This window comes from Streptomyces panaciradicis (assembly GCF_023516615.1).
Taxonomy (GTDB): domain Bacteria; phylum Actinomycetota; class Actinomycetes; order Streptomycetales; family Streptomycetaceae; genus Streptomyces; species Streptomyces panaciradicis.
In genome coordinates, this window is record NZ_JAMGBF010000032.1 from 32,987 (window position 1) to 51,455 (window position 18,469).

Consider the following 18,469-nt stretch of genomic DNA (forward strand, 5'->3'; position numbering starts at 1 on the left):
GTGCACACAGGCGGGCGGCCGTCAGTCGTAGGTGTAGAAGCCCGAGCCGGTCTTCCGGCCGAGCCGGCCGGCGTCGACCATGCGCTGGAGCAGCGGGGGAGCGGCGTAGAGCGGCTCCTTGTACTCCTCGTACATCGAGCTCGCGATGGAGGCGATGGTGTCCAGGCCGATCAGGTCGGACAGCTTCAGCGGGCCCATCGGGTGGGCGCAGCCCATCTCCATGCCGTTGTCGATGTCGTCGCGGCCCGCTATGCCCGACTCGAACATGCGGATCGCGGAGAGCAGGTAGGGCACCAGCAGCGCGTTGACGACGAAGCCGGAGCGGTCCTGGGCGCGGATCGCGTGCTTGCCGAGCACCTTCTCGGCGAAGACCTGGGCGCGGCTGAGGGTGCCCTCGGAGGTGGTGAGCGCCGGGATCAGCTCGACCAGCTTCTGCACCGGGGCCGGGTTGAAGAAGTGGATGCCGACGATGTGGTCCGGGCGCGAGGTGGCGACCGCGAGCTTCACCAGCGGGATGGAGGAGGTGTTGGAGGCCAGGATGGCGTCCGGCCGGGTCACCACCTGGTCGAGCACCTGGAAGATCTCGGTCTTGACCTGCTCGTTCTCGACGACGGCCTCGATCACCAGGTCACGGTCGGCGAACTCGCCGAGGTCCGTGGTGAAGCTCAGCCGCGCCTGGGTCGCGTCCCGCTCCTCCTCGCTGATCTTGCCGCGCTCGGCCGCCTTGCCCAGGGAGTTGAACAGCCGGGTCCGGCCGATCTCCAGGGCCTCGCCGGTGGTCTCGGCGACCTTCACGTCCAGGCCGGACCGGGCGCACACCTCGGCGATGCCCGCTCCCATCTGGCCGCAGCCGACCACTCCGACGCGCTCGATGTCGGTCACATCGTCCCCTTCGCTGATCTACGAATCGGGCAGGTTACCCGCTGGTTCGGCGCCTGCTCCAAACCTGCACGTTACCTCCGGCGATCGTTGATCGATCGTTCGGGTACCGCGTGGCAGGCTGACGCCGGAGGGTGCCCGGGTCGACAATCGCGCCGGGACTCGCTCATCGGCACACGGAGGTCGGGGAATGCTGCACCGGAGGTCCGGTCTGTCACGGCGGGTGTTCGCGGTGACCGCCCTGTCGGCTCTCGCCGCGGGCGGCGGTGCCGTGGCGGCGGGTGCGGCGACGGCAGGCGGCGAGCCGAGGCGCCGGCGGGCCGCGCGCGAGATGCGGGGCGTGTGGGTGGCGACCGTGACCAACCGCGACTGGCCCTCGAAGCCGGGACTGACGGCCGACCGGCAGCGCGCCGAACTCATCGCGATCCTCGACCGCGCCGTGGAGGACCGCCTCAACACCGTGATCTTCCAGGTGCGCCCGACGGCCGACGCGCTGTGGCCCTCGCCGTACGAGCCCTGGTCGCAGGTGCTCACCGGCACCCAGGGCGGCGACCCGGGCTGGGACCCGCTGGGCACGGCCGTCGAGCAGGCCCACGCCCGCGGCCTGGACCTGCACGCCTGGTTCAACCCGTACCGCATCGCCAACCACACCGATCCGGCCAGGCTCGTCGCCACGCACCCCGCGCGCGTGCACCCGGACTGGGTGGTGACGTACGGCGGGAAGATGTACTACAACCCCGGCCTGCCCGAGGTCCGCGCCTTCGTGGAGAAGGCGATCCTCGACGCGGTGCGCAAGTACCCCCTCGACGCCGTCCACTTCGACGACTACTTCTACCCGTACCCGGTGGCCGGCCAGACCTTCGACGACGACGCGGCCTACGACCGCTACGGCGGCGGCTTCGCGAGCCGCGCCGACTGGCGCCGGGACAACATCGACAAGCTGGTGCGCGAGACGGCGGCCGGCATCAAGCGGATCCGCCCGGCCGCGCAGTTCGGCATCAGCCCGTTCGGCGTGTGGCGCAACGCGGCCACCGACTCCCGTGGTTCGGACACCAGGGCCGGTGTGCAGACGTACGACGACCTGTGCGCGGACACCCGCAAGTGGGTGCGCAAGAACTGGATCGACTACATCTGCCCGCAGATCTACTGGAACATCGGCTTCGCCGCCGCCGACTACGCGAAGCTGCTGCCCTGGTGGGCGGAGGTGGCGAAGGGCACCGCGACCAGGCTTTACATCGGTGAGGCCCTGTACAAGGCCGGCGACCCGGCACAGTCCGCGGCCTGGCAGGACCCCGCCGAGCTGTCCCGGCACCTCACTCTGGGCGCGGACCACCCGGAGGTGCGCGGGCACATGTACTTCGCCGCCAGGGACGTGGCGGCGGACCCGATCGGCGCGATGGCGAGGGTGGTCGCCGACCACTACCAGCGGCCGGCGAGGCCCCCGCGCTGACTCACGCCTGTGTTTCCCTGTGTCGGATCTCGGTGTCGGGGCCCGGTGAGCAGATGCCCGTGTGCCCGTCCTCGAAGCGGACGCGGTACGGAGGGTTGCCCTCCTGGCCCATGACTTCGACGATCTCGCCGACCTTGTCCTGTTGGCCTACCACCCTGCCGTGCTGGACAAGCTGGTCGCCCACGGTTGCACGCATCTTCGGTGCCTCCTCAGCAAGTGGGGGAGAAGCGGTCCGTGGCCCTGAGTCTACGGCGCCGAACGGCGGTGGGAAGCGGGCCGTTGGACCCCTCAGCCCCGGGCCCGCTGGGTCACCGCGATGCACACCAGCACCGCCGCGGCCGTCAGCGGGGCGGCCACCGTCAGGTGCTCGCCGAGCAGCAGCACCGACCACACCAGTGTGAGCAGGGGCTGGGCCAGCTGCAACTGGCTGGCCTTCGGGATGCCGATGGCCGCCATGCCGCGGTACCAGACGACCAGGCCGAGGAACTGCGAGCCCGCCGCCACCCACAGCAGCCCCGCCACGGCGTGCCCGGTCAGGCGCACGGGTTCGTACGACAGCGCGAGCGCCGCGGCCGGCACGGACAGCGGCAGGCACAGCACCAGCGCCCAGCCGATGACCTGCCAGCCCGGCATCACCCGCGCCAGCCGGCCGCCCTCGGTGTAGCCGGCCGCGCACACCAGCAGCGCCGCGAACAGGTACAGGTCGGCGGCCGTCAGCGCCCCGCCGCTCTGCTGCACGGTGAACGCGACGACCGCGGCCGCACCCGCGAGGGCCGCCCCCCAGAACGTGCGCGAGGGGCGGTGGCCCATGCGCAGGGCCGACAGCAGCGCGGTCGTCAGCGGCAGCAGGCCCACCACGACCGCGGCGTGCGCGGTGGTCGAGGTGCGCAGGGCCAGCGTCGTCAGCAGCGGGAAGCCGAGGACGACACCGGCGGCGACGACCGCGAGGCCCGCCCAGTGCCGGCGGTGCGGTACCGGCACCCGCAGTGCCAGCAGACAGCCCCCGGCGATGACCGCGGCGAGCACGCTGCGCACGGCGACCAGCGACCAGGGCCCGAAACCCTCCAGCCCCCAGGCGGTGGCGGGGAAGGTGAGGGAGAAGGCGGTGACACCGAGCGCGGCCTGCAGGGTGCCGGAGCGCCGGTCCGCCGGGGCCGCCGGATCGGCGGTGCGGGCGCTGACCGCTATCGTGGTCGCCGTAGTAGCGCTACTCTGTGCTCTCATGCAACAGCGTAGCAGTGTGGGTGAACTGGCGGAACAGCTGAAACAAGAGCTGAACCGCTACTCACCTGGTGGAAAGCTGCCGTCGAGTCGGGTCCTGGTCGAGCGGTTCCGGGTCAGCCCGGTGACCGTCTCGCGCGCCCTGGCCCAGCTGGCCGCCGAGGGCCTGGTGGTGACCCGGCCGGGTGCGGGCGCCTTCCGGGCCGCGCCGCGCGCCGCGGCAGCGCCCGTCGGCGACACCTCCTGGCAGGAGGTCGCGCTGAGCGCCGACGGCGCCGGCGACCTCGTCCCGCGCACGGTCGACGCCTCCGGCGTGGTCGTCTCGCTCGCCGCCCCGCCGCCCGGCGTCATCGAGTTCAACGGCGGCTATCTGCACCCCTCGCTGCAGCCGGAGCGGGCGATGGCGGCCGCCCTGTCCCGGGCCGGCCGCCGCCCCGGCGCCTGGGGGCGGCCCCCGATGGAGGGGCTGGAGGAACTGCGGGAGTGGTTCGCGCGCAGCATCGGCGGCGGGGTCACCGCGGCCGGGGTGCAGATCACCGCCGGCGGCCAGTCCGCGCTGACCACCGCCCTGCGCGCACTCGCCCCGCCGGGCGCGCCGGTGCTCGTCGAATCGCCCACCTATCCCGGCATGCTGGCGATCGCGCGGGCGGCGGGCCTGCGTCCCGTCCCGGTCCCGGTGGACGCCGACGGCGTCCGGCCGTCGCTGCTCGCCGACGCCTTCCGGGCCACCGGAGCCCGCGTCTTCGTCTGCCAGCCCCTGTTCCAGAACCCGACCGGCGCCGTGCTCGCCCCCGAGCGGCGCGGGGAGGTGCTGCGCATCGCCCGTGCGGCGGGCGCCTTCGTCGTCGAGGACGACTTCGTACGGCGGCTCGTGCACGAGGACGCCGGGCCGCTGCCCAGCCCGCTCGCCGCCGACGACCCCGACGGAGTCGTCGTCCACGTCTGCTCGCTGACCAAGGTGACCTCGCCGAGCTTCCGGCTGTGCGCCCTGGCCGCCCACGGCCCGGTCCTGGAACGGCTGCGCGCCATCCAGGTCGTGGACACCTTCTTCGTCCCCCGCCCGTTGCAGGAGGCGGCCCTCGAACTCGTCGGCTCACCGGCCTGGCCCCGCCATCTGCGCGCGGTCTCGGCGGAGTTGCGGGCACGCCGCGACACCATGACGGCGGCCCTGCGCCGGGAGCTGCCCGAACTCGCCCTGCCGCACGTCCCGTCCGGCGGCTACCACCTCTGGCTCCGCCTCCCCGACGGAACCGACGAGGCCGCCCTCGCCTCCGCCGCCCTGCGCGCGGGCGTCGCCCTCACTCCCGGCCGTCCCTACTTCAGCGCCGAACCCCCGGCCGCCCACGTGCGGTTGAGCTTCGCGGCGGTGGCCGGCGCGGGCGAGATCACGGAAGGGGTGCGCCGGCTGCGCACCGCATGCGAGGAGGTGCTGGGATAACCGCTCGACGGCGGTGACCGGGGCCTGCGAGCATCCCCGCCATGACCGACAGCGACACCCCGGGCCTGCCCGAAGGCTACGAGCTCTCCACCGACCCCGGCCGCCTCGACACCGACCGCGTGCACCGCTGGCTGTCCACCGACGCGTACTGGGCGCTCGGGCGGTCGCGGGAGAAGCAGGAGCGCGCGATCGAGGGATCGCTCAACTTCGGGGTGTACGAGAGGGTTTCCGGAGATCAGGTGGCGTATGCCCGGGTCGTCACCGATCGCGCCACCTTCGCCTGGCTGTGCGACGTCTACGTCGATCCGTCCGCGCGCGGCAAGGGCGTCGGCACGGCGATGGTGACGGCCGTACGGGAGCACCTGCGGCCCTTCGGGCTGCGGCGCGTCCTGCTCGCCACGTTCGACGCGCACGGCGTCTACGAGAAGGCCGGCTTCACCGGGCTGGAGCGGCCCGAGATCTGGATGGCGCTCGAGTTCGGCTGAGCCGCTTCGGGTGACTTGTCCGCCAAATCCTGACCCACGGGTAAGGTTTCGGCCACCCTCGGTCACTCGTGAGCGGCATCCCTTGACCAGCAATACTTCACGATTCACCATCACCGCATGCAACTCAGGGTCACATTCCTCGCCGCCGCTCGCAGCGCCCCGCTGCTCGCCGAGCGCTTCGAGGACGACCGTCCGCTGGACCAGGCCGGCTGGGAGGAGGTGCAGCGCGTCGCGCACGAGCTGATCCCGCTCGCGGCGGCCGAGCTGCGCTACTGCTCACCCACGCCGCGCAGCCGGGCCACGGGCGACGCCCTCGGTTACGCACCGCTGGTGCAGCTCGCCCTTCGCGACTGCGACATGGGCCGCTGGCGCGGGCTCACTCTGGGCGAGGCGATGGCCCGGGAGCCGCAGGCGGTGGACGCCTGGCTCGCCGACCCGCGCTCCGCCCCGCACGGCGGGGAGTCGCTGCTGACCTTCATCGGCCGGGTCGGCGGCTGGCTCGACACCCGGCCCGTCGAGGACGGCGGCCGGATCGTCGCCGTCGCCGAGCCCTCCGTCGTCCGCGCCGCCCTCGTCTACGCCCTCAAGGCCCCGCCGTCGACGTACTGGAACCTCGACGTGCGCCCCCTGTCGACGACCACCGTCACCGGCAGCGCGGGCCGCTGGAACCTCCGCTTCGACGCGGTGCCCGCCTAGGGCCTGCCGTTTGGATCAGGTCGGCGTCGCGGGGTCTGGTGCGCACTCCCCCAGAGGGGGGACCCCCAGCTGCGTTGTCGTCACTCGCCGATTCCCCCGCTCTCGGCTTCGCTCGAGCGGGGGGACCCCCATCGCATCGACTCCCTCCTCCGCCTTGCAGCTGCACGCACCAGCCCCCGCTCGGGTCAGCCAGGACGCACCGTCCCCTGCAGCCGACCTGATCCAAACGACAGGCCCTAGCGTCCGTCCGCGCGGAGGTATTCCGTCACCAGGACGAGGTCCTTCGCGGGGCCCCGCACCCGCCACACCGCCCGCCAGCGGTCGGCGTCGCGGACGGTGAACTCGCCGCGGTAGAGGTCCGCCGAGCAGGGGTGGTCGGCGACATGGCGGCCGGTGGTGAGGTCCAGGTCGTGGAAGGGGCGGCCGTCCGAGAAGCGCACGTCGGCCGTTCCGGGCGTGGTGCCGGGCAGGAAGCGCAGGGTGCGTTCGGCGGGGCGCGGGACGCCCTGCCAGACGAACGTGCCGGACTCGACGTGCAGGAGCCCGCCGCCCTCCAGCGGGCCGAACTCGGTCGTCCCCTCGAAGCGCCCCTCGTCGCCGTTCGCGAGATCCCGCACCGTGCGCGTCACGAGCCAGCGCCCGCCGAGATACGCCAGGACGTCGGGCACGGGCCGGAAGGAGTCCGCCCGCACGCCTTCCTCCCGGTCCGGCGGTGCGTTCATGTCCCCGACCCTACGTCGTCCGTCGGCCGCCGGGATCAGGCGGTGCCGGCCGGAGCCGTGTCTACGGGCTGCTGTCCGAGCGGCAGCAGCCCGCGCTCGGCGAAGACCTTCTTCGCCGCGAAGGTCGCGTTCAGGGCCTTCGGTATGCCGCAGTACACCGCCGAGTGGGTCAGCGCCTCGATGATCTGCTCGGGCGTGAGGCCCACGTTCAGTGCCGCGTTGACGTGCACGTCGAGCTGCGCCTCGCAGCCGCCGAGCGCGGTGAGCATGCCCAGCGTCACCAACTGGCGGTCACGCGGGGCGAGTCCGGGACGGTCGTAGATCTCGCCGAAGGCCCAGGCGACGATCTGGTGGCCGAGCTCGGGGTTGACGTCGGCGAGCGAGTCGACGACCCGCTGACCCGCCTCCCCGTCGACCCTCTTCAGGACCTCCAGGCCGTGGGCGAAACGCTCTTCACGGGTGGTGCTGTCGCTCATGTCGTCTCTTCCGTCCCCGTCTGCTCGTCGAGCAGCCGTTCGTAGTGGTGGATCTTGGCGTCCAGCGCGCGGGCGTTGCGGCGCAGCGCCCGCATCCGGTCGGCCAGCTCGGCGCGGTGCTCGCGCAGCATCGCCAGCCGGTCGGCGACCGAGACGTCCCCCCGCGCCCGCAGCCGTGCGTACCGCTGCATGCCGGCGATCGGCATCCCGGTGTCGCGCAGCCGCAGCAGGAACTCCAGCCAGAGCAGGTCGGCCGCGTCGTAGCGCCGTTGGTTGCCGGTGGTCCGGCCGACCCGCTCGATCAGGCCGGCCTTCTCGTAGTAGCGCAGGGTGTCGTGCGACAGGCCCGTGCGCTCGGCGACCTCGGCGATGGTCAGGGTCGGCTCCGGGTCCTGCGGGAGGGACTGTCCGCTGGTCATGACAAGAACGGTAGAACCTGGAGCGCGCTCCAGGTCAAGCGGCTCCTCCTCGGGGTGCATCCGGTGTTCTCAGTTCACTGCCAAATCATGCGCCGGGAGATTTCCGTTTCCCGCCTGTTCATTTTTCTCTCGAATTCAAGCCCAGGAGTCATTCGGAACAGGCATTGTCACTTCCTGCCGGCGGGGCAACCTATGGGGAATTCGATCCGTCTAACCCCGCGAATCGACGACCCGCGGGGAGTAACGAGCAATGCAGCGCCCTATCCTGTCCAGAATCGTCTCGAGTGGTATTTCCCCCGGAAACGCACTGCCGTGAAACGGCGCCTCGCGAACCGGCCGGGGCGCGCGGCCGGGCTGCTCGCGGCGCTCGTCGCGACCGCGGTGTCGTGCGCCGCGGACGCGCTGGCCCGCAGCCGGCCCTTCGGCCCCCGCACCCGTGACGTCAACGACCTGGGAAACCAGTACGTCCCGTTCCACGCCCACCTGTGGGACCTGCTGCACGGACGCGCCGACGGCGGACTCCTCGTCAACTGGCAGTCCGGATACGGCTCCAGCTTCCTGCCCGACCTCGGCACCTATCTCGGCAGCCCGTTCGCCCTGCTCGTCGGGGTGTTCCCGCGGGACGAGATCGACCTCGCGGTGTACGTGATCACGGTGCTGAAGACGGCGTCGGCGGGCGCCGCCATGGCCGTGCTGCTGCTGAGCCTGCGGCCCGGCCGCTGGTGGGCGGCGGGCCTGCTCGGTGCCGCGTACGCGCTGTGCGGCTGGAGCGTCGCGGTCGGCTCGTACAACCCGATGTGGCTGGACGGACTGCTGGCGCTGCCGCTGCTGTGCCTGGTGGGCGAGTGGACCCTGCGCCGGCGCCGGCCGCTGCTCGGCGTGCTCGTCGTGGCCCTCGCCTGGACCGCCAACTTCTACACGGCGTACATGGCCATCCTCGCCGCCGGCCTCGTCCTGCTGCTGCGGCTGGGGCTCAGCGGCCTCCCGGCCCGGCGGCGGCTCGGGACGGCCGGACGCGCGGCCGCCACCGTCGTACTGGGTGTGGGCCTGGCGGCCCCGCTGGTCACGGTGGTCTGGTGCGGCACCCGGCACGCCTACCCGGGCAGGACCGTGGCGTTCCGGCCGGTGTCCACGCCGGACCTGCTGGCCCGCCTCCTGCCGACGACGTACAGCTTCGGCAGCCCCGCCCTCTACGCCGGTACCGCGGCGCTTCTGCTCGCCCTCGCCCTGCCCTTCCACCGGGCGGCCCCGCGCCGGGTGCGGGCCGGCTGGCCCCTGCTGCTCACCGCGGTCGCGCTGTCGTTCCAGTGGGGCCCGACGCACCTCGTCTGGCACGCCTTCGCCACCCCGCAGGGCAGCCCCTACCGGCAGGCCTTCGTCCTGTGCGCGCTACTGGTGATCACGGCCTGGCACACCCTGTCCTACGGCCTGCCCGGCCCGCGCGCGCTGGGCGCGGCGGGCGCCCTGCTCGCCCTGCTCACCGCGGTCGCCGGCCGGAGCACCCTGATGAAGCCCGTGAGCTGGGCGGTACTGGCGCTCGCGGTCGCGGGCGCGGCCGGGGGACTGGCGCTGCTCCGGGCGGCCGAGAGCCGCCGAACGGCCTGCGGCGACGGGTCCGGGCCCGCGGCCGCCGGTGCGGACGGCCCGGCGTCACCGTCCGGGGCCTGGTCCGCCGTCCGCGGGCTCACCGACAGCCCCCGTCCCTCGTCCGGGGCCCGCCCCCCAGCCCGCCGCCGTACCGCCCTGGCCGTGCTCGCCCTCGCCCTGCTCTTCGGTGGTCAGTTCGGCGAGGCGATGGCGACCTCCTTCGTGGCGACCCGGCAGCGCTACGGGCACATGGACGACTACGCCCCCTGGGGCGCCCGGCAGCGCGCACAGGCGCGGGCCGTCGCGCGGGCCGACGGCTGGCCCCGCCACCGCACCGACCCGGGGCGCGAGCAGACCGTCGGCAACGACCCGCTCATGGTCGGCGGCCAGGGCGCCCAGTACTACAGCAGCCTCACCTCGGACATCCTCAGCCGCACCCTCACCGCGCTGGGCGGCGGCTGGACCTCCCGCGGCCGCAGCGTGCAGAGCCTGGACAATCCCGTCACCGACGCGATCTTCTCAGTCGGGGCGCGCGTGCACTCGCCCACGGACCCCCACCAGGGCTATCTGCCGCAGGTGGGCGGCCCGTTGAGCGTCTCCCGGGAAGACGTGCCGCCGCTCGTGACGGTACGGCCCCGGCCCGACGCGACGCCCTTCGGCCCGTCGCCGTACCGCAACCAGGAACTGCTGCTCGGCAGCCGCGTCTACACCGTCCCGCCGATCGTCGTGCAGGACGACGCGGGGAAGCCGGTACGGTCCGGGCGGGTCGGTTCCGGCAACGCCCTGGCCGCACCGGTGATCACGGCGGACTGCCCGGCCGGGAGCCAGGTCCAGCTGTGGGCCCCGCACTTCTCCGGCACCGCCCGCCTGGCGGACCGGACCGCGTTCTTCCGCTCCGCCCGCCCCCGCAACCGCGCCGCCATGGAGCCGCTCGGCACCGCCCCGGCCTCCGGACGGGTCCGCATCCACCTGACCCCCGACCGCCCCGGCGGCATCCCCCAGGGCGCCGTCGGCTGCCTGGACACCGCCCGGCTGCGCGCGGCCGTGGAGCGCCTCAAGGCATCCGGCGCCACCCGCGTCACCGTCTCCGGTGCCACCGTCCGGGCCGAGCTGCCCGCCGGCAGCAAGGGGATCGCGGTCGTGGCGGCACCCCGCATCGCCGGCTGGCGCTGCGCCGCCGGCGACGGCGCCGCCGTACCGGCGAAGGACCACCACGGCCTGATCGCCGTCCCCCTCGACGGCACCTCGACCACCGTGACCTGCACCTTCCACCCGCCCGGGCTGCGGCTCGGCACCAGTGTCGGGGCCGGCTCGCTGCTGACCCTGGCCCTGCTCGGCGTCCTGGCCGCCGTACGCCGGCGGCGCGGCACATCGCCCTCCTCCCCGTCCCTGCCCACCCGACCGCGCGAGCGCGTGCCCGGCGCTGCCTGACCGCGTCCCAGGGGGACCCATGCTCATATCGATCGTCGCACCCTGCTACAACGAGGAAGCCGTCCTCGACCGCTTCCACGAAGAGGTCCAGAAGGTCGCGGAGGAACTCCTCCCGCTCGGCCACGACATGGAGTTCGTCTACGTCGACGACGGCAGCCGCGACCGCACCCTCGCCGTACTGCAGCGGCTGGCCGACCGCGACGCCCGCGTCCGGTACGTCTCGCTCAGCCGCAACTTCGGCAAGGAGGCGGCCCTGCTCGCCGGTCTGCGCCATGCCACGGGCGACAGCGTCGTCGTCATGGACGCCGACCTCCAGCACCCGCCGGCGCTGATCCGGCGCATGGTGGAGCTGCGCGCCAAGGGCTACGACCAGGTCATCGCCCGCCGCACCCGCACCGGCGACAAACTGACCCGCACCCTGGCCGCCCGCCTCTACTACCGCCTGGTCAACCGGCTCGTCGACGTCCGGCTGGTCGACGGCGTCGGCGACTTCCGGCTGCTCTCGCGCCGGGTCGTGGACGCGGTGGTGAACCTCACCGAGTACAACCGCTTCTCCAAGGGGCTGTTCGCATGGGTGGGCTTTCCCAGCACCACCTTCGAGTACGAGAACGCCGCCCGGGAGGCCGGCCGCAGCTCCTGGAGCATGCGCGGACTGCTCAACTACGGCCTGGACGGACTGCTGTCCTTCAACAACCGCCCGCTGCGCGCCGCACTCCACCTGGGCATGGTCCTGCTGCTGATCGCCGGCCTGTACACGGCGTGGATCGTGGGCGCCGCGCTCGTCAACGGCGTGCAGACGCCCGGCTACGTCACCATCATCACCGCCGTCACCGGCCTGGCCGGAGTCCAGATGGTCATGCTGGGGGTGATCGGGGAGTACACCGGCCGGATCTACTACGAGGTCAAGGGGCGCCCGCACTTCCTGGTGAAGGCGACCAACGTCGAACGCGCGAAGGACCTCGTTCCGTGATGTCCCGGCAGCTTGTGATGTTCGCCGTCATCGGCGTTTTGAACACCGGCACGTATTACGGCTTCTACCTGTTGTTCCTCACGGGTGTCCCGTATCTCGCGGCGCATGTTCTCGCCTCGCTGCTCAGTATGGTCGGTTCCTTTTTCCTCAATGCGCGGTTCACCTATCGGACACCTCCCACCTGGCGGAAATTCCTGCTCTTCCCGCTGTCGAACGCCACCAATTTCGCGGTCACGACCGCGGGCCTGTACGTGATCGTGGACGTGCTGCACGCCGGAAGCCGTTTCGCGCCGCTGCTCGCCTCCCTCTGGGCGATCCCGGCGACCTTCGTCGTCTCCCGCTGGGTGATGCTGCCCAGGACCGTCCCGGCCCGGCCCGAACCCGCCGCGGTACCGCATGACGATGCATGGGATTGCATAAAACTGCAGTGAAACGTATAGTCATGCCGTCCAGGAGGAGGATGACATGGCGGTACGTGCGGCGGTGGCCGGAGCGAGTGGATACGCGGGCGGTGAACTCCTGCGCCTGCTGCTCGCGCACCCGGGCATCGAGATCGGTGCCCTGACCGGCAACTCCAACGCCGGCCAGCGGCTCGGCGCGCTCCAGCCGCATCTGCTGCCGCTGGCCGACCGCGTGCTCGAGGAGACCACCTCCGAGGCCCTCTCCGGCCACGACGTCGTCTTCCTGGCCCTGCCCCACGGCCAGTCCGCCGCCGTCGCCGAACAGCTCGGCCCGGACGTCCTGGTCGTCGACATGGGCGCCGACTTCCGGCTGAAGGACGCGGCCGACTGGGAACGGTTCTACGGCTCCGCGCACGCCGGGACCTGGCCGTACGGCCTCCCCGAACTGCCGGGTGCCCGCGCCGCGCTGGAGGGGTCCAGGCGCATCGCGGTGCCCGGCTGCTATCCGACCGCCGCCACCCTGGCCCTCTTCCCGGCCTACGCCGCCGGACTCGCCGAGAACGAGGCCGTGATCGTCGCCGCCTCCGGCACCTCCGGCGCGGGCAAGGCGCCCAAGGCGCACCTGCTCGGCAGCGAGGTCATGGGCTCCATGTCGCCGTACGGCGTCGGCGGCGGCCACCGGCACACCCCCGAGATGATCCAGAACCTCAGCGCGGCGGCGGGGGAGCGGGTGTCCGTCTCCTTCACGCCGACGCTGGCCCCCATGCCCCGCGGCATCCTCGCCACCTGCAGCGCGAAGGCCGTCGCGGGCGTGACGGCGGAGTCCGTCCGGGCCGCCTACGAGAAGGCCTTCGCCGACGAGCCCTTCGTCCACCTGCTCCCCGAGGGCCAGTGGCCCGCCACGGCGTCCGTCTACGGTTCCAACGCCGTTCAGGTGCAGGTCGCGTACGACGAGGCCGCCGGCCGCATCATCGCGATCAGCGCCATCGACAACCTGACCAAGGGCACCGCGGGCGGTGCCGTCCAGAGCATGAACCTCGCCCTCGGACTCGACGAGACGACGGGGCTTTCCACGATCGGAGTCGCACCGTGAGCGTCACGGCAGCCAAGGGATTCACGGCGGCGGGCATCGCCGCCGGGATCAAGGAGAACGGCAACCCGGACCTGGCCCTCGTGGTCAACAACGGTCCGCGCCGCGCCGCCGCCGGCGTCTTCACCTCCAACCGTGTGAAGGCCGCGCCCGTGCTGTGGTCCGAGCAGGTCCTCAAGGGCGGCCAGGTGTCCGCGGTCGTCCTCAACTCCGGCGGCGCCAACGCCTGTACGGGACCGAAGGGCTTCCAGGACACGCACGCGACCGCCGAGAAGGCGGCCGAGGTGCTCGGGCGGGCCCCCATCGAGGTCGCCGTCTGCTCGACGGGCCTCATCGGCGTCCTGCTCCCGATGGACAAACTGCTCGCGGGAGTCGAGACGGCCGCCGCCCAGCTCTCCGAGCACGGCGGTGAGAAGGCCGCCATCGCCATCAAGACCACCGACACCGTCCACAAGACGTCCGTCGTCACCAAGGACGGCTGGACCGTCGGCGGCATGGCGAAGGGCGCGGGCATGCTCGCCCCCGGCCTGGCCACCATGCTGGTCGTCCTCACCACCGACGCCGTCCTCGCCGACGACGCACTGGACGGCGCGCTGCGGGCCGCGACCCGCACGACCTTCGACCGCGTCGACTCCGACGGCTGCATGTCCACCAACGACACCGTGCTGCTGCTCGCCTCCGGCGCCTCCGGCGTCACCCCGGAGTACGCGGAGTTCGCTGAGGCCGTACGGCAGGTCTGCGACGACCTCGGCCAGCAGCTCATCCGCGACGCCGAGGGCGCCAGCAAGGACATCAAGGTCGAGGTGGTGGGCGCGGCGACCGAGGACGACGCCGTCGAGGTGGGCCGTTCCATCGCCCGCAACAACCTCCTCAAGTGCGCCATCCACGGCGAGGACCCCAACTGGGGCCGCGTGCTCTCCGCCATCGGCACGACGAAGGCCGCCTTCGAGCCGGACCGGCTCAACGTCGCCATCAACGGCGTCTGGGTGTGCAAGAACGGCGGTGTCGGCGAGGACCGCGACAAGGTCGACATGCGCTACCGCGAGGTGCACATCGTCGCCGACCTCGCCGCCGGGTCCGAGACCGCCACCATCTGGACCAACGACCTCACCGCCGACTACGTCCACGAGAACAGCGCCTACAGCTCATGACCACCACACGCAAACACACCGCGCTGCCCAAGGCCCAGATCCTCATCGAGGCGCTGCCCTGGCTGGTCCGGCACAACGGCAAGACGGTCGTCATCAAGTTCGGCGGCAACGCCATGATCGACGAGGACCTCAAGGCCGCGTTCGCCCAGGACGTCGTCTTCCTGCACCACGCCGGCCTCAAGCCGGTCGTCGTGCACGGCGGCGGCCCGCAGATCAGCGCCGCCCTCGACAAGCACGGCATCGTCAGCGAGTTCAAGGCCGGCCTGCGCGTCACCACCGAGGACGCCATGGACGTCGTACGGATGGTGCTGGCCGGGCAGGTGCAGCGCGAGCTGGTCAACCTGCTCAACGAACACGGGCCGCTGGCCGTCGGGTTGACCGGCGAGGACGCGCACACCATCACCGCCACCAAGCACCAGCCCGAGATCGACGGCGAGTTGATCGACATCGGGCGGGTGGGCGAGATCACCGAGATCGACACGGGCGCGATCGAGGCTCTGCTCGCCGACGGCCGCATCCCGGTCGTCTCGTCGATCGCCCGGAGCCAGGACGACGGACATGTCTACAACGTCAATGCTGATACGGCGGCTGCGGCACTCGCTGCTGCTCTTGGAGCGGAGACTCTCATGGTCCTCACGGACGTCGAGGGTCTCTATGAGGACTGGCCGAACAGCGACGAGGTGATCAGCCGCCTGACCGCTTCCCAACTGGAGAAACTGCTGCCGGAGTTGAGCTCCGGCATGGTGCCGAAGATGGAGGGCTGCCTGCACGCCGTGCGGGGCGGAGTCAACACCGCCCGCGTCATCGACGGCCGGGTCCAGCACTCGATCCTGTTGGAGATCTTCACCGACGAGGGCATCGGCACGATGGTCGTGCCCGACGCCGAAGAGGGGGACGTCGCATGACCGCCAACGAGGAGCTCACCCAGCGGTGGCAGGGCGCGCTCATGAACAACTACGGCACCCCGCTGCTGCCCCTGGTGCGCGGTGCGGGCACCAAGCTGTGGGACGCCGACGGCAAGGAGTACCTCGACTTCGTCGGCGGTATCGCGGTCAACGCCCTCGGGCACGCCCACCCGGCGATCGTCGCGGCCGTCGGCGAGCAGATCGGCTCCCTCGGCCACATCTCCAACTTCTTCATGGCCGACACCACGGTGACCCTGGCCGAGCGGCTGCTGCAGCTCTTCGGCCGGGACGGCCGCGTCTTCTTCTGCAACTCCGGCGCCGAGGCCAACGAGGCCGCCTTCAAGATCGGCCGGCTGACCGGGCGCACACACGTCGTCGCCACCGAGGGCGGCTTCCACGGCCGCACCATGGGCGCCCTGGCGATGACCGGCCAGGAGGGCAAGCGGACGCCGTTCCTGCCGCTGCCCGGGGAGGTCACGCACGTCCCCTACGGCGACGCGCAGGCGCTGGCCGCCGCCGTCACCGAGGACACCGCGCTGGTGATCCTCGAACCGATCCAGGGCGAGATCGGCGTGGTCACCCCGCCGCCGGGCTACCTCAAGGCGGCGCGTGCCATCACCGCCGCGAACGGCGCGCTGCTGGTCCTCGACGAGGTGCAGACCGGCGTCGGCCGGACCGGGCACTGGTTCGAGTACCAGGCGCACGAAGGGGTCCTGCCGGACGTCGTCACGCTGGCGAAGGGCCTGGGCGGCGGGCTGCCGCTCGGTGCGACCGTCGCCTTCGGGCGGGCCGCGGAGCTGCTGCAGCCGGGCCACCACGGCTCGACCTTCGGCGGCAACCCGGTCGCGTGCGCCGCCGGACTCGCCGTGATCGACACGATCGCGAACGAGGGGCTGCTGGACAACGTCAAGCGGCAGGGCGAGAAGCTGCGGGAGGGAATCGAGTCACTGGGCGACCCGTTGATCGCCCATGTCCGGGGTGCGGGCCTGCTGCTGGGTATCGTGCTCACCGAGCCGCTCGCGCCCCAGGTGCGCCAGGCGGCTCAGGAGGCCGGGTTCCTGGTGAACGCGCCCGCCGCCGACGTCGTACGGCTCATGCCGCCGCTGAATCTCGGCGACGACGAGGTGGACGCGCTCCTGCGGGCACTTCCCGGCATCCTGGACGCTGCCAAGGGGGACGGATGATCCGGAGAAACGAACGACGATGAGTCAGGCGCAGGACGACGCACAGCACGCGGGGCCTGCCGTGCCGCAGACGCGGACAGCGCGGCATCGCCGGATCGTGGACATCCTCAACCGGCAACCGGTCCGCTCGCAGAGCCAGTTGGCGAAGCTTCTCGCCGACGACGGCCTGAACGTCACGCAGGCGACGCTCAGCCGGGACCTCGACGAGCTCAACGCGGTCAAGATCCGCAACACCGACGGCGACCTGATCTACGCGGTGCCCAGCGAGGGCGGTTTCCGTACCCCGCGCGCGCCGCTGGGCGGGTCGGCGAAGGAGGAGCGGATGCGGCGGCTGTCGCAGGAGCTGCTGATCTCCGCGGAGGCCTCGGCGAACCTCGTGGTCCTGCGCACACCCCCCGGGGCCGCGCAGTTCCTGGCATCGGCCATCGACCAGGCCGAACTGCACGACATCCTCGGCACGATCGCCGGCGACGACACCCTCCTGCTGATCAGCCGCGAACCCACGGGCGGCCAGGCCCTGGCGGAACACCTGCTGCGACTGGCCCAGAACGGCCACTGAGGGGGCGGGGACTGCCGGGCGCGGGTTCCTGCCGTTGGGGGGCCTCAGCCCAGCCGGGACGCCAGGCCCCCCGTGCAGCGGACCTCGTCGCCCGCTGTGATGAGCAGGGCCTCCACGTCCGGCAGGGACTCCAGCCAGCGCAGGCCGTCCCGTGAGCCCATCGCGAAGGCGGCCGTCGCCCAGCAGTCCGCCCAGGTCAGCCGGGGGGCGACCACCGTCACGGCCACCAGGTCGGTGACCGCGGACCGGCCCGTCCTCGGGTCGACGATGTGGTCGCCGCGTTCCGCCGTGCCCGACGTCGCCACGGCCAGCTCGTCGGCACCGGCCGCCGAGACCACCGCGGCCAGGCCGCCGGGGCGGAGCGGGTCGGCGACGCCCACCCGCCAGGCACGGTGCTCCTCCGGCACGCCGAACATCTGGACGTCGCCGCCGCCGTTGACGCTGACGCCGGTCGCGCCGGCGGCGCGGAGTCGGAGGGCGGCTTGCTCGGCCGCCCAGCCCTTGACGATCCCCGTCGGGTCCAGCCGCTTGCGGTAGTGCATGCTGAACCAGCCGTCGCTCACCCGCTCGGCCTCCGCGCCCAGTTCGAGCACCTCGGCGATGTCCGGGTCGCACTCCTCCAGGTCCAGCTCCCCGCGCGCCAGCCGGGACACCTGGCTGTCCTCGCGGTAGGTGCTGAACAGCTCGTTCACCCGGTGCAGTCCGGCGATCGCCTCTTCGAGCGCCGCCTCGACCGCACCGGGCTCCCCGCCGCGGACGTCGAAGGAGAAGACGGTCCCCATGACCTCCTCCGCGTGCCGGCGCACCGCGACGGGAGCATCCGCGGACTCGGCCACCCGCTCAGCCACCGGCCTGGTCCAGCGCCGACTGCAACGACTGCTTGTAGCCGCCGCTGGTGTACGTGGCCCCGGACACCGAGTCGATCTTCGCGCTGCCGGCCGCCACCGCCTCCTGGTTCAGCTTGGGGATGGACAGGGCCGTCTTCTGGTCGCTGAGGCCGCCCTTGGGCGCCTGCACCGCCTCCGCCTTGGTGATCTTGCCGTTGCTGACCGTGATCCGGACCTGGACCGGCCCGTACTGGGTCTGCGCGACGGCCCCGGTGACGGTCTTCGCCTGGGCGGCGCCCGAGGAGCCCGAACCGCCGCTCTGCGAGGAGCCGGTACCGGCACCCTGTGACGGGCTCGCGCCGCTCTGCGAGGAGCCGGCGCTCGACTTCATCTTGTCGAGCGCCGACTGCAGCGACTGCTTGTAGCCGTTGCTCGTGTACGTCGCCCCCGACACCGAGTCGATCTTCGCGCTCTGCGCGGCGACCGTCTCCTGGGCGAGCTTGGGGATGGACAAAGCCGTCTTCTGGTCGCTGGTGCCGCCCTTGGGCGCCTGGATGGCCTCCGCCTTGGTGATCTTT

At 72.2% G+C, this 18,469-nt stretch carries 20 protein-coding genes; 12 read left to right on the forward strand and 8 right to left on the reverse strand.

Annotated features, from left to right (window positions below; genetic code table 11):
• Positions 1-21: 21 nt before the first annotated feature.
• A complete protein-coding gene (locus tag M8J74_RS13710) occupies positions 22-882 on the reverse strand; it encodes a 3-hydroxybutyryl-CoA dehydrogenase (protein ID WP_058926402.1) in 861 nt (286 codons plus the stop codon).
• A 187-nt stretch (positions 883-1,069) separates the two neighbouring features.
• Here M8J74_RS13710 and M8J74_RS13715 point away from each other — a divergent pair, with 187 nt between their 5' ends.
• The gene (locus M8J74_RS13715; RefSeq protein ID WP_249836652.1) at positions 1,070-2,329 is read left to right on the forward strand and encodes a glycoside hydrolase family 10-like protein; all 1,260 of its coding nucleotides are present in this window, start codon (positions 1,070-1,072) and stop codon (positions 2,327-2,329) included.
• 1 nt (position 2,330) lies between these two features.
• Here the strand turns inward: M8J74_RS13715 and M8J74_RS13720 are convergent, their stop codons facing one another.
• On the reverse strand, positions 2,331-2,525 hold the full coding sequence (locus M8J74_RS13720; protein ID WP_142150646.1) for a DUF1918 domain-containing protein: 195 nt from the start codon (positions 2,523-2,525) through the stop codon (positions 2,331-2,333).
• Positions 2,526-2,617: 92 nt separating this feature from the next.
• The gene (locus M8J74_RS13725; RefSeq protein WP_249836653.1) at positions 2,618-3,553 is read right to left on the reverse strand and encodes a DMT family transporter; all 936 of its coding nucleotides are present in this window, start codon (positions 3,551-3,553) and stop codon (positions 2,618-2,620) included.
• Here M8J74_RS13725 and M8J74_RS13730 point away from each other — a divergent pair.
• The 3 genes from M8J74_RS13730 to M8J74_RS13740 all read left to right on the forward strand — a co-directional run bounded on the left by M8J74_RS13730 (position 3,552) and on the right by M8J74_RS13740 (position 6,169).
• Positions 3,552-4,988 (forward strand): aminotransferase-like domain-containing protein, encoded by a 1,437-nt coding sequence (locus tag M8J74_RS13730; protein WP_249836654.1) that lies wholly within the window; start codon positions 3,552-3,554, stop codon positions 4,986-4,988. The genes M8J74_RS13725 and M8J74_RS13730 overlap by 2 nt on opposite strands.
• A 41-nt stretch (positions 4,989-5,029) precedes the next feature.
• Positions 5,030-5,473: a GNAT family N-acetyltransferase gene (locus tag M8J74_RS13735; RefSeq protein WP_249836655.1), complete on the forward strand. Its 444-nt coding sequence runs from the start codon at positions 5,030-5,032 to the stop codon at positions 5,471-5,473.
• Positions 5,474-5,590: 117 nt separating this feature from the next.
• Complete coding sequence (locus M8J74_RS13740) at positions 5,591-6,169, forward strand: histidine phosphatase family protein (RefSeq protein ID WP_249836656.1); 579 nt, start codon at positions 5,591-5,593, stop codon at positions 6,167-6,169.
• A 236-nt stretch (positions 6,170-6,405) separates the two neighbouring features.
• On the opposite strand, the gene M8J74_RS13745 is transcribed toward M8J74_RS13740, so the two are convergent.
• Genes M8J74_RS13745 through M8J74_RS13755 form a run of 3 tightly spaced genes read right to left on the reverse strand, consistent with a single transcriptional unit; the run spans position 6,406 to position 7,786 of the window.
• Positions 6,406-6,891, reverse strand: a complete 486-nt coding sequence (locus tag M8J74_RS13745; RefSeq protein ID WP_249836657.1) for a DUF6314 family protein — start codon at positions 6,889-6,891, stop codon at positions 6,406-6,408.
• Positions 6,892-6,926: 35 nt separating this feature from the next.
• Positions 6,927-7,367 carry a carboxymuconolactone decarboxylase family protein gene (locus M8J74_RS13750; RefSeq protein ID WP_249836658.1) on the reverse strand — a complete coding sequence of 147 codons (441 nt, stop codon included), beginning with the start codon at positions 7,365-7,367 and terminating at the stop codon, positions 6,927-6,929.
• Entirely contained in the window at positions 7,364-7,786 is a 423-nt protein-coding gene (locus tag M8J74_RS13755; protein WP_249836659.1) for a MerR family transcriptional regulator, read from the reverse strand. Before M8J74_RS13755 ends, M8J74_RS13750 begins: the two co-directional genes overlap by 4 nt.
• A 312-nt stretch (positions 7,787-8,098) precedes the next feature.
• Between M8J74_RS13755 and M8J74_RS13760 the strand changes: the two genes are divergently transcribed.
• From M8J74_RS13760 to M8J74_RS13795, 8 genes are read left to right on the forward strand one after another with little or no spacing between them, the layout of a single operon-like run.
• Positions 8,099-10,804, forward strand: coding sequence for a YfhO family protein (locus M8J74_RS13760; protein WP_249836660.1), 2,706 nt, complete (start codon positions 8,099-8,101; stop codon positions 10,802-10,804).
• Positions 10,805-10,823: 19 nt separating this feature from the next.
• Positions 10,824-11,774: a glycosyltransferase family 2 protein gene (locus tag M8J74_RS13765; protein ID WP_249836661.1), complete on the forward strand. Its 951-nt coding sequence runs from the start codon at positions 10,824-10,826 to the stop codon at positions 11,772-11,774.
• Entirely contained in the window at positions 11,774-12,205 is a 432-nt protein-coding gene (locus M8J74_RS13770) for a GtrA family protein (protein WP_249836662.1), read from the forward strand. Before M8J74_RS13765 ends, M8J74_RS13770 begins: the two co-directional genes overlap by 1 nt.
• A gap of 34 nt (positions 12,206-12,239) precedes the next feature.
• Positions 12,240-13,268 carry an N-acetyl-gamma-glutamyl-phosphate reductase gene (gene argC, locus M8J74_RS13775; RefSeq protein WP_249836663.1) on the forward strand — a complete coding sequence of 343 codons (1,029 nt, stop codon included), beginning with the start codon at positions 12,240-12,242 and terminating at the stop codon, positions 13,266-13,268.
• A complete protein-coding gene (argJ, locus tag M8J74_RS13780) occupies positions 13,265-14,416 on the forward strand; it encodes a bifunctional glutamate N-acetyltransferase/amino-acid acetyltransferase ArgJ (protein ID WP_249836664.1) in 1,152 nt (383 codons plus the stop codon). The genes argC and argJ overlap by 4 nt, the downstream gene beginning before the upstream one ends.
• On the forward strand, positions 14,413-15,321 hold the full coding sequence (gene argB / locus M8J74_RS13785) for an acetylglutamate kinase (protein WP_249836665.1): 909 nt from the start codon (positions 14,413-14,415) through the stop codon (positions 15,319-15,321). Before argJ ends, argB begins: the two co-directional genes overlap by 4 nt.
• Positions 15,318-16,505 (forward strand): acetylornithine transaminase, encoded by a 1,188-nt coding sequence (locus M8J74_RS13790; RefSeq protein ID WP_249836666.1) that lies wholly within the window; start codon positions 15,318-15,320, stop codon positions 16,503-16,505. Before argB ends, M8J74_RS13790 begins: the two co-directional genes overlap by 4 nt.
• Positions 16,506-16,524: 19 nt before the next feature.
• The gene (locus tag M8J74_RS13795; RefSeq protein ID WP_058926418.1) at positions 16,525-17,064 is read left to right on the forward strand and encodes an arginine repressor; all 540 of its coding nucleotides are present in this window, start codon (positions 16,525-16,527) and stop codon (positions 17,062-17,064) included.
• A 44-nt stretch (positions 17,065-17,108) separates the two neighbouring features.
• Here M8J74_RS13795 and M8J74_RS13800 read toward each other — a convergent pair whose 3' ends face one another.
• Positions 17,109-17,846 (reverse strand): FAD:protein FMN transferase, encoded by a 738-nt coding sequence (locus M8J74_RS13800; RefSeq protein WP_283948142.1) that lies wholly within the window; start codon positions 17,844-17,846, stop codon positions 17,109-17,111.
• A 58-nt stretch (positions 17,847-17,904) separates the two neighbouring features.
• Positions 17,905-18,469 (reverse strand): FMN-binding protein (locus tag M8J74_RS13805; RefSeq protein WP_249836668.1); only part of this gene is annotated, 565 nt, incomplete at its 5' end.